Origin of the sequence: Pseudomonas sp. AL10 (assembly GCF_029960685.1) — a bacterium.
Classification (GTDB): domain Bacteria; phylum Pseudomonadota; class Gammaproteobacteria; order Pseudomonadales; family Pseudomonadaceae; genus Aquipseudomonas; species Aquipseudomonas lactis.
Genome location: NZ_JASBQZ010000002.1, coordinates 403,256 through 414,308, shown reverse-complemented (window position 1 = coordinate 414,308; position 11,053 = coordinate 403,256). Strand labels below are relative to the sequence as shown.

Below are 11,053 nucleotides of genomic sequence, written 5' to 3'. Positions count from 1 at the left end.
CGCCGTCAGGGCGGAACCCTAAGTGGCCGTTACCGCAGGAATGGATATGTACACGATCCAACTGTGTCGACCGTCAGGCCGTCTTCGCAGGCAAGCCAGCTCCCACATTTAGATCTTGGGGTGTCAGGTAGAGATGCGTCGGCCGTCAGGCCGCCACTCGAGCAAGCTCCCTCGCCACAGGTCCAGCGTCGTACCCGAAATTGTGTAGATACCTATGCCCCGATAGCGGAGTGTCAGTTACGGATGTAATGGCTGATACTCCGCTATCGGGGGCAAGCCCCCCCCACATTGGTTTGTGTTTGGCCGGAAAGGCGGTTATTCGGCGATGAGCCAATCCATCTGCCAGCCACCCTGGGTCTGGCCCAGTTGCTTGGACAGCCACGGCAACAACTCACGCAGTTCCTCCTCCAAGCCCCACGGCGGGTTGGCAATCGCCAGGCCCGAGCCGGTGAGGGTATTGGGCGTGTCCAGCGGATGCACCAGTAACTCCACACGCAGCAGCTTCGGCGCGCCAGTGCCGGCCAGGTCCTGGTAGAAACGGCGCAACATGCGCTGGTCTTTCACCGGGTACCAGATCGCCGCCACCGTCTGGCGCATACGGCTTACCGCCTCCTTGAGGGACGCCGCGCAACGCTGCATTTCGTCGAGTTTTTCAAACGGCGGGTCGATCAGCATCAGCGCGCGCTTTTCCGGCACCGGCAGCAAGGCCCGTGGCACATGCCAGCCTTCGCCCAGGTGCACTTTGACGCGGCGATCACCCTTCATGTTGTCCTTGAGCAGCACGCCATCTTCCGGGTGCTTCTCATTGAGCAGCACACGGTCCTGGGGCCGCGTGAGGCGGCGCGCCAGTTCCGGCGAGCCGGGGTAGTAGCGCAACTGGCCATCCGGGTTCATCTCGTGCAGCACGCGCATGTAGTCGGCGGTGAGCGGCGGCAGGTCGCTTGCGCCCCACAGGCGGGCGATGCCTTCCAGGTATTCACCGGTGCGGTTGGCCTGGTCGCCCTGCAGGTCGTACAAGCCAATGCCGGCGTGAGTGTCGAGGTAGGCGAACGGCTGCTCCTTGCGCGACATCAGGGCGATGAGGCGGGTCAAGGTCAGGTGTTTGAAGACATCGGCATGGTTGCCGGCGTGAAAGGCGTGACGATAATTCATGGTTGCTCCTGCGCAGGGGGCGAAGTTTACCTTCTACCGACGCAAAGGTGCAGGGCCGCACGGCAGGCGGCACGGATGTCACGCTATCACCAGGGGCTTAACTGAGTTGCGAGGCAAGGTAATCAGCCAATGCGCCATGGCTGATTTGCGGCCTGCGTGTGAAGTAGGCGACCTTGTGCTGCAAGGTGGCTGGGGTAAACGCGGTGTAGAGGTCAGGACGCTGCTCCTGGAGCCATTGCAGCAGGTTGTCGACAAGCACCTGCGGTGACTGCTGGGCCATGTGCGTCAGCAAGCACGCCGGAACCTGCCACCAGGGGCTGGCTGGGGCCGCAGCGACTGACCCGGTCGCCACGGACAGCGGCTGGCCGTTGACCAGGTAGCGCTGAAACACCGGCAACACGCGCGCCGCCTCGTCGCCTAATGACTGCAACATCGGCAAAAGGTGCGCGCCGTCCCAGAAACGCAAAAACACCGGCTGGTTTTCCGGCAGGTACACCTGGGTCAAGCCCTGCAAATGCTCGATCACCACCTCCAGCGGGCTGGATGAGACCGCCAGCCAGCCCCAATCCGTCGCTTGGGTGGTGGCTATCCAATCGAGAAAGGCACTGCCCGGCTCAACGATGCCCACGCAGGGCATGACCTCATCCCAGTCAGCGTAGGCCGTGCCCGCCCAGATCGGTCGCGGCATCTTTGCAGCGGCCGTGGCTTGCCAGGCGGCAAGCGGCTTGGCGTTGCTGGCATTGCCCAGCAGGGCGTACAGCTGTTCATCTGGCTGCAACGGGTAGTGCGCCAGCCAGGCAATGGGCGTCAAGGGCGCGGGCATCAGGACGCACTCCGTACAGGGGCGCCGATGTCACACTGGCCGTTCTTGCAGCGCTCGCATTCTTCACAGAACGGCGCGCTGCGTTTGAGGCTGACCACTTGCGCACGGCTTAACGGCGCGGGCACTACCGCCAATAAAGTCTCGTTCAATCCAGGCATCAACGGCGCCGGCATCGGGGCCGGCGCGCTGCCGAGCTGGATCGGCACACTGCTGAATATCCCGCCCGCTGACAACGTGATCGACTGCCCGCCCGCCTGGATCGTCACGCTGGCACCCGCATCAATGAGGATGCTTTGCCCGGCGCCCAGCGCAATGGTCTGCCCGGCCCGCATGTGCTGGGAACCGCCGACCACCAGATGGTCATCCTGCTTGAGCTCGGTCAAACGGTTGCCGTGGGTGATGCGCTGCTCCTGGCCCTGCAACTCATGGCGCGACTCGCCGCCCACCTGCACGCGACGCTGGTTATCGACCTGTACCTGTTGGTCATGCAGCACATGCTGGGTCCAGTCCCGCTGGGCGCGCAGGTAGATTTCCTCGGCGCCCTTACGGTCCTCAATACGCAGTTCGTTGTAGCCGCCACCGCCAGGGCTGCTCTGGCTACGCCAGATGCTACGGGTCTTGTCCGCCGGCAGGTCGAGGGGCACTGGCGTGGCGGTGTTGGGCAGGCACCCCACTACCAGCGGCATGTCCATATCGCCATTGACGAACCCCACCAGCACTTCCATGCCGACCCTGGGGATCAGCACCACACCATAACGGTCATGGGCCCAACCACTGGCCACCCGCAGCCAGCAGCTGGAATGGTCGTTGTGCTCACCGACACGATCCCAGGCCAGTTGCACCTTGACCCGGCCGTACTCGTCACAGTGGACCTCACTGTCAACCGGGCCGGTGACCACCGCGCTTTGATACCCCGATACCGTCGGGCGCGGCTGCTCCGGCAAGGGCGGACGAAACACCGCATCCCATGGCGCGGCGACAAATGCGTTGCGATAGCCCTGGCGCAGTTCCCCTCCCTCCTCCTCGGTGACCGCCTCCTCCAGCACCTGGGGCTGCTTGCCTTCATGGCGCACCTGCGTCACCAGCCACAAGTCATTCCAGTCCTCGCGGGGGTGCTCACGCAACTGCAAAAACCGGCCACTGGCCAACGCCGGCTCATCGCCCTGGCCATGGGCGCTGCGATAGTCGCTGCGGTGCCGCTCCAGGCCACGCTGGGCTAGGCATCTGCCCTGGGCTCGGTCGGAAAAGTTGCCAGGGTAGTGCTGCGCTTCAAGCTTGGGCAATGACTCGTCGGCAGCCGTGCCCTCCAACTCGACATGGGGTTTTCGAAAGTCGTAATCGCGCAGGTTCAGCGCCGTGGTCCGGGTCGCCAATTGCAAGGTGAAGCGCTTGATCGCGGGGGTATCGGCCACCATTCCCGAACCTGGCCGGTAAGGCGTGGGCTGATCCATCTGGGCAAACACCGTCTGGTCATCGCCAAACACCAGCAGATGCCCTTCGGGGGAATGCTGGAAGTGATAGTGAATCCCCAGTTCGGCACACAGGCGCTGAATGAACGCCAGGTCGCTCTCGCCGAACTGCACGCAATATTCACGCTCCGGGTAATCACCGCTCAACCGGAACTCAAAGCGATCACTGTGAATCCCCTGCCCGGCCAACACCTGAGCAACAATCTGCGGCACCGTCTTATGCTGAAAAATACGCTGATGGCTGCTGTGCGCCAGGTACGCCAGATGCGGCGCAAGACTGAGCTGGTAACGCGTCAAGCGCCGCCCCGAGTCGCCCTGGGCAACCCGATACACCAGGCCATGAACGCCATGCCCCTGATCGTCGAAGCCCAAGTACACCTGCCGATGCAGCAAGGCCTCCAGATCGACATCCGGCTGCTCGCTGAGCAGCTCAAGTTCAAAACGATAGGGCTGGCTGATGGCCTCGGTGCCGCTGAACGCGAACACCTTGAAGTCACTGGGCGCCCCGTCCAGGGCCAAAGTAAATGCAGGTTGGTTGGCAGGAGCGAACATCCGGTGTTTCTCTGCGAAGGGTGGGTAGCAGAGTCTGCACCAACACATTGTCGCGTTGAGTGGTCGACATCTAAATAAGAAATACCCTACGCCGTGAGCCATACCCAATAGCGTTCGGAAATAACCATACGCGCAGGTTTTTAACCCTAGCGTCGGGTCTTTTGAGGGCGGGCAACCTGATGACGAATTGATCGCTTTCAGAGTATTCCTACTCAAACGAGGCCGCCATCCGACACGCCCTTATTTTCCTCCCATGCTCAAATTCTCGCTATTAGGCGAACCTGAATCCCCTCGAAGTCCGCCGCCCTCCGGAACAAGAGGCCTGCATGCCCATCGATCCCGCATCACTGCTCTCATCACAAAAACACCGATTGATCAAATTAACGGTGCAAACAGAATCTGATCACGAACTGTTGCTTGACAGTTTCAGTGGCCATGAAGCGATATCCCAACCTTTCAGCTTTGACTTAGCGTTGCTTAGCCGCGATCCCCTGATCGAACTCAAGACCGTGGTCGGCCAACCCACGCTGCTTGAAATCGAATTGGCCAATGGCGCTCACCGTTGCATTCACGGCCACATCACGGCCTTCAACCACCTGAATAATGATGGCGGCTTGAGCTATTACTCGGCGACGTTGAGCCCATGGTTCTGGTATCTAAGCCAGCGCGTCGACTCTCGCATCTTCCAAGAGTGCACGGTTGTCGACGTGTTGCACACGGTCTTCGCTCATTACGGCGCGTTGGCCAAGTTCCGATTCGATCTTGCACAGGGCGCGCCCCTCAGAACCCACAGTTGCATCACTCAGTTCAATGAAACAGACGAACACTTTGCACGCCGTCTGCTTGAGCAAGAGGGCTTGCTGTTCTACTTCGAACACGCCGCACACAACCACACATTGGTAGTGCGAAATGATTCAGACAGGCTCTCGCCGCTGGAGCACCAACCGGTCATTCAATACCACCAGCCTTCGATCCCGACCAATGCCGACTCCATCAGCGAATGGGCTGCCCAACGCCAGCAGCAATCCGACGCCCTCAGTGTTCCCTCGTTCGATTACAAGCAGGCAGAGCCATGGGAGCACGTCGATACAGGTTTGCAGGATGCTGCCAGCGACTCTGCTCAACTTGAGCGGTACGAATTTTTAGGCCAACACAACCCGGGTAGCCGTGCTGACGCGACCAATCGTGTCGGTTGGCGCCGGGATGCCTTATATGCGTTGAGCAAAACCTTTCGCGGGGCCAGCAACTGCCGAGCGATGGTGCCGGGCTACACCTTTACGCTGACGCAGCATCCCCGACATGACCCCGCATGGACACCTGGCCGCAATGATCCACGCGCGCCAGGGGCCACGATTGATGAGTTTCTGCTGTTGAACGTGCAGCACCAGGGGCATAACAACTACCTGACCGAAGCTGAAGCGGACTACAGCAACACCTTCACCAGTATCCGTCGCCATATTCTTTATCGCCCTCAATGCTTGACGCCATGCCCAGTGGTTGCCGGGCCTCTGACCGCTATCGTGGTCGGCGATAGTGCCTTGGGTGAGGTGCATACCGATGAGTGGGCGCGAGTGAAAGTGCGCTTTCATTGGCAGCGCCAACAGGCCGATCAACGCAACGGCGCAAGGCAGCCAGCGCAAGACACCGCGTGGCTGCGGGTCTCCCACCCCAGCGCAGGGGAAGGCTTTGGCCATCAGTTCATGCCGCGTATCGGGCAGGAAGTGGTCGTGAGTTTTATCGCCGGGGACATCAACCAGCCGTTGATCACCGGCACCGTCTACAACAGCTCCCACCACTCGCCACGCTTCAGCGAGGTGGCAGGGCTGAAGCAGTTGCCGAGCAACAATGCCCTGAGCGGAATCAAGACAAAAGAGCACAAGGGTGGCGGTTACAACGAGTTGTTGTTTGATGACACCGCAGGTGAGCTGCGCACTCGACTCGCGAGCCATCATCAGGACACCGCATTGAACCTGGGCAAACTGACGACACCGCGCAGCGAAGGCAAGGCCCAGCCGCTGGGCAACGGTGCAGAGCTTCGCACCAATGCCGCAATAGCCTTACGTGCCGCACAAGGCTTGCTGCTCACCACCTACGCCAAGCACCAGGCGCAAGACCCGCAATTGGGCCGTGAAAGCCTGTTGGAACTGCTCAACCAGTGCGCCGACCTGTTTAAAGCATTGGGTGAAACCGCCGCCGCACAAGGTGCCCAGTCGCTCGATCACGCCGGTCTCGAAGCCCTGCACCAAACCCTGAATCAGTGGCCCGCTGCAGATAGCTCAACCAGCGGTGAACCACTGATCGCCCTCACCAGCGAGGCTGGCATTGTCAGTGCTACCCCGGCCTCCCAAGCCCATTACGCCGGAGGCAACCACGACACCACCGCGCAGGACCACCTGCAAATGACCAGCGGCGCGGCCATGCGCCTGCATGCAGGCAACGGTATCTCTGCATTTGCCCAAGACGCTGGCATCAGCACCATCGCCAATCGCGGCAAAGTACTGGTGCAGGCCCAAAGCGACAACATCGCCCTCAACGCACAAAAGAACCTGCACGCCTCGGCGGCTGAAGGTGAAATCGTCCTCACGGCGCCGACCATTCGCCTGGTCGCCGATGACGGTAGTTACATCAAGATTGGCGGCGGCATCGAAATCGGTACGTCGGGCAGTGCCATCGTGCATGCGGCGAACCATGACTGGGTGGGCCCCAAGACTGACCGCGTACCGATGCCGGCGTTTGGGCGTGACGGAGCCGATCAGCGTCACGTTTTGCACTTCGAGGGTGACGCAAAGGCGGCTGCGTTATCGCAGGCTTACAACGTCGCGCTGGAGGATGGCAGCGTGGTGCAAGGCATCACTGGAAGTGACGGCGGCACGGAACAGATTCAGCGGGAATCCATGCAGTTGGCGAATGTGAATGTGTTGAAGCCGTTGCTCTAGCCCAGTGAACAACGTGGCCTGACACACGCAGCACGGTAGTAAATCAAACAAATAGCCAAAGGAGCTAAGGCATGAGCGACCCCAACTACAGTGTCATCGCCGAGCACCGTAGCCGACTTGTCCCCAATCGACCGGGTGATCGACTGATCGCCATCCCACGCGACATGCCCGGCATCGTGATTTTCTTGCATGGTGTTAACGATCCTGGCGCTTCGTACGAGTCGGTGGAAACGGGACTGCTTCAGGGCCTGAACGAGCGGCTGCATCGACCGGACTTGTGCGCGGGAAGTTATGGCGCTGACTTTGCGGCGGCAAAGGCGATTCCGGTAGAGGACTTAAACAGTGTCGAACAACGCATGCTCGACGACCCCGACACTTACCTCTACAAACGTACCACCGATAAAACCACCCGCAGCTGTTTCATCCCGTTCTATTGGGGCTATCGCGCCGCGCCCGACGAAATCAAACGCGACAAGAACGGCGACCCCACCAAGCTGCGCACCCAGTACCAGGACAATTTCGACAACCGCCTGGACCGTCACTTCGCCAAGGGCGGTGGGTTCTTCGCCAATGCCACCAACAACCTGCTGGAAATGTTCGGCGAGGGGTTCAACAAAATTACCCGGCACGCGGCCAATCTTAGTTTGAAAACCCCACTGTTCATGGGTGCTAACCCCCAACGTCGTTATTTCATCCTGGCTGCCCATCGCCTGGCCATGTTGATCAGTGAAGCGCGCCGTCTTGCCCCCGATGAAACCATCACCATCATGGGCCACAGCCAGGGCACGCTGATCACCCTGCTTGCGCAGGCATTACTGGTGGATCGAGGCCAACGTTGCGCCGACTGCGCGATCATGGTCGCCTCGCCGTATTCACTGTTGCCGAATAAGACCCCGAAAGGCTCCGATACCCTCGGCACTCTGATCGATATCGTGCAGGCCATAACCGCCACACCTCATCCAGCACCGCCCCTTATGGCGATGCAATACGGGCAACCCGGTTATGGCGGTCGCACCGGCCCGAATTGGTCGCCGCAGCAAGGCCAACGCCTGGGGCCGGATGACAGCACTGTGGTGTTTCCCGAGCGTGACAATCGCGGCAAGGTTTACCTGTATTTCAGTCATGACGACTCCACCGTGGGCCTTCGCGATGTGAGCGGCATCGGCACCTTCGGCGTGCCGCCGCACTTACCCGATGGCACACCCGCGATGGCCGCCATGCCTTCGGGTTTCTATCAGCGGTTGTGGAGCAAACGGCATCGCAATCAACAGCCGATCTACGTGGGCGCGGAGCCGGCGCTCGTGCCGTTACGGGTTAGAGGCGAGCGCCGCGCCGCCGAACATCGTCCTGTCCCAGCGCTGTTTCAAAAAAACACCGGCATTGGCGATACCGTTTATGTCAACGGCGAAGCCCTGATCCCGCCCCATGCTCCGCAAATGTTCAGTGGTGAAGCTGTCACCGGCAGCCCGACCCAGCCAGGTATCGACGCGCCGGATGCGGTGTCGCAGAACAATGCGCTAGGCAATAAAACCGCCAAGTTCAAATGGATTGAAGTGCGCCAAAGCCCACAGCGGGTGGACCTTGATCAGGCGTTGATTGCCTGGAACGAGGATAAACACCCGGACGACCAGACACGTGTGCTGCGCCAGAGGATGTCGGGCAACCCAATGCTCGGAGCGGTCGGCCACTTTTTGATTGAGCGGGAAGAAACCCCCAACGAGATCCGCGCACGCTTAGCGGTAGACCCAGAGGAATGGGACAACAACAGCTATCACTCGGCGGTGTTGCGCAGCCCGGAAAACCATCGGTGGGTGACAGCGATGGATGTGGCGGTGGGTCAGGGTAAATGTTTGGACGATCCGCAGATTCGGGAGGTGCTGATTGCGATGGCAGATTGGCGGATGGATGAAAAAACATTCGAAAACGAAGTTACACAAATGCCCGGATGGCCAAAGTTAAGCGCGGAGGCACGTGCATTGGTTACAGCCAACTACAAGTATTACGACAAAGGGATATTTCCCTCTCCTGAAATGGTGCCAATGACACCCCCGCCCATGATTAGAAGACCCGGCCACACAGGAGGTCAATCATGAGCAGCCGACCGCGCTTAACGGCTTTCCTCTGGATCGGATTCATACTGGTGCTCGGTTGGCTGACGTTCGTGACCTCCGAAGTGATGAAATACATAGAGATTGAAGAGATGACGATGAAATCCGTTGGGCTGCCCACTCTCGCTGGGCTTGCTGCCATTTTTGGAGTGGTGGTGTTGCTGTATGGCGCGGTGTGGGGCGGCAAGGCCTTGATGCAGTGGGCCAATGGCGGCGCTGATGTCGTTGCACAACCTGCGCCACTGACCGCTGAGCAAATTGCCGAACGTGAACGGACCTATGCGCTGGAAATCAGGGCGGCGGGGTTGGCGGTGGGTGTTTGGCATCAGACCCGCATTTGGAATTTGATCAAGAAAAAGAACGACAACTTCAGCTCTATCTATTCCCAGAAGGCCGAGGATTATCCTTACTCTGCGAGTACCCGACGTGATATTGCTGTGATCAATACCGGCGCATCGTTTCACCATTCCGCCCGCGATGCCGTGGCCTACTGGCCCTTGCCGACCTTTGCCTTGGGCCCTCCCAAACGCTTCAATAGCACTGGCTCTGCGAGCAATATTTGGAGTGGCCGAAATGCCGCCACGCTCGGCGTGACGCTGTTTCTCTGGCAAGACGCGGACAACACTACTCACGCTCAACCCATGATCGAAAAGCTGTTTCAGTTTTTTGATGACAACCCAGAAGTACCAGAGGCATTGATCGTTAGCGAAGATGGCGATACGACGCGCAATGGTCTTCGGGTTACCGGGACACCAGGCATGCAGGATGGCTACGCGGTGCCCCAAGTCTATGAAGCCATGACTGGTCTGTTGGTCTCGCGTTCGGATCGGGTTGATCAATATCTGCGCCCGTTCGCCACCAACGAGGAAGAGGACAACCAGAATAAGCGCACCGATATGGGCAAGTTATGGGCGTTTTATTGGAAGCACACCTATGCCTTTGATGATGTCTATGAAGCAGAAAAACGTGCCGAAGGATTCGAAGCCCCCAACGGCCCCGGCACCATGTCCAGCACCTACTGGCACGCCCAACTCCCCGAACTCTGGCAAACCCTCAGCAATCGCGGCCCCGGTCATTTCAAGCCCACACCCTGGCTACCCGTGCGTTGGGCCGAGCATCAAATCAAGGAGTTCGATGCCGCGCCCATGCTCGGTTACTTGCACCGTCCGATAAAAGTAGCGATGACCGACGAAACCGGCAAGAAGCTCAAGCCTGCGTTACAGGTCAAGGCGCTACAAGGCGCCTGGCTTAAAGCTCTGAACACCTTGCCCGAAGGCACCGCCCCAGTACGCGTGTTCTACGACAGCACCGACAACATCGACGGCCTGATTGCCCTCAACAACGCCCTGCACGGGCTCAACACCGACGGCACCGGTATCGAACTGGGCAATGTCGAAGAGGGCTACGACCTGGGCCGACGCCTGGGCAATACCGGCGTCAGCAGCGCATTGGTCGCTATCAACCTCGCCAGCATGGCCAGCTACCTCGACGGTGGCACCAGCGCCGTGGTCTACAACGGCAGCGATGGCAGCACCACCGTACAAATGGTCCGCCCACCCGACGAAGCCACTAAAACCCAAAACGCGAAAACCCGCTGGGCAGATCCCTTCAGTTTTGGTGCGCCGGGAGTCAAGCAATGAAACGACCTGTGTGTTTAGGTGATGCCACCAGTAGTGGCGGTAAAGTCATCGAGTGCCAGCTTGCCGGTACTCATCAGATCAACGGCAAAACCGTAGCCGTACTCGGTGATAAAGCCAGCTGCCCACTGCACCAAGGCATCTATGCGTTTATAGAGGCCCACCCTCATCGACGTATGAACGGTCTGAGCGTCGTCCTGGATGGGCATCGGCTGGAATGCGGTTGTCATGGGGTGGCGAGCCATGCGGATAGCGTGCAAGTGGACTGACTGTCTAAGCAACACTTTTTGGTACTTAACCAAAAATATGGGGCAGCGTTTGAATTGCCCCAGCGCTTTTTCATCGAGCGGACCGGGCTTTCACTGATCTAGGTCGT

General features: G+C 59.6%; 7 protein-coding genes. 4 read left to right on the top strand and 3 right to left on the bottom strand.

Going from position 1 to position 11,053, the window contains the following annotated elements; genetic code table 11:
- Window positions 1-315: 315 nt before the first annotated feature.
- The 3 genes from rlmJ to QK296_RS04420 form a co-directional block, all read right to left on the bottom strand.
- Window positions 316-1,152 (bottom strand): 23S rRNA (adenine(2030)-N(6))-methyltransferase RlmJ, encoded by an 837-nt coding sequence (gene rlmJ, locus QK296_RS04430; protein ID WP_032893901.1) that lies wholly within the window; start codon window positions 1,150-1,152, stop codon window positions 316-318.
- Between the two features lie 97 nt (window positions 1,153-1,249).
- Window positions 1,250-1,975, bottom strand: a complete 726-nt coding sequence (locus QK296_RS04425; RefSeq protein WP_169856945.1) for a DUF4123 domain-containing protein — start codon at window positions 1,973-1,975, stop codon at window positions 1,250-1,252.
- Window positions 1,975-3,996: a type VI secretion system tip protein VgrG gene (locus QK296_RS04420; RefSeq protein ID WP_169856944.1), complete on the bottom strand. Its 2,022-nt coding sequence runs from the start codon at window positions 3,994-3,996 to the stop codon at window positions 1,975-1,977. The genes QK296_RS04425 and QK296_RS04420 overlap by 1 nt, the downstream gene beginning before the upstream one ends.
- Window positions 3,997-4,322: 326 nt before the next feature.
- Between QK296_RS04420 and tssI the strand changes: the two genes are divergently transcribed.
- From tssI to QK296_RS04400, 4 genes are all read left to right on the top strand, one after another.
- Window positions 4,323-6,932 carry a type VI secretion system Vgr family protein gene (tssI, locus tag QK296_RS04415; protein WP_282390639.1) on the top strand — a complete coding sequence of 870 codons (2,610 nt, stop codon included), beginning with the start codon at window positions 4,323-4,325 and terminating at the stop codon, window positions 6,930-6,932.
- 71 nt (window positions 6,933-7,003) lie between these two features.
- Entirely contained in the window at window positions 7,004-9,025 is a 2,022-nt protein-coding gene (locus QK296_RS04410; protein WP_169856566.1) for a DUF3274 domain-containing protein, read from the top strand.
- On the top strand, window positions 9,022-10,680 hold the full coding sequence (locus tag QK296_RS04405) for a DUF2875 family protein (protein WP_169856565.1): 1,659 nt from the start codon (window positions 9,022-9,024) through the stop codon (window positions 10,678-10,680). Before QK296_RS04410 ends, QK296_RS04405 begins: the two co-directional genes overlap by 4 nt.
- Complete coding sequence (locus QK296_RS04400; protein WP_169856564.1) at window positions 10,677-10,946, top strand: PAAR domain-containing protein; 270 nt, start codon at window positions 10,677-10,679, stop codon at window positions 10,944-10,946. The genes QK296_RS04405 and QK296_RS04400 overlap by 4 nt, the downstream gene beginning before the upstream one ends.
- The last annotated feature ends 107 nt before the right edge of the window (window positions 10,947-11,053 follow it).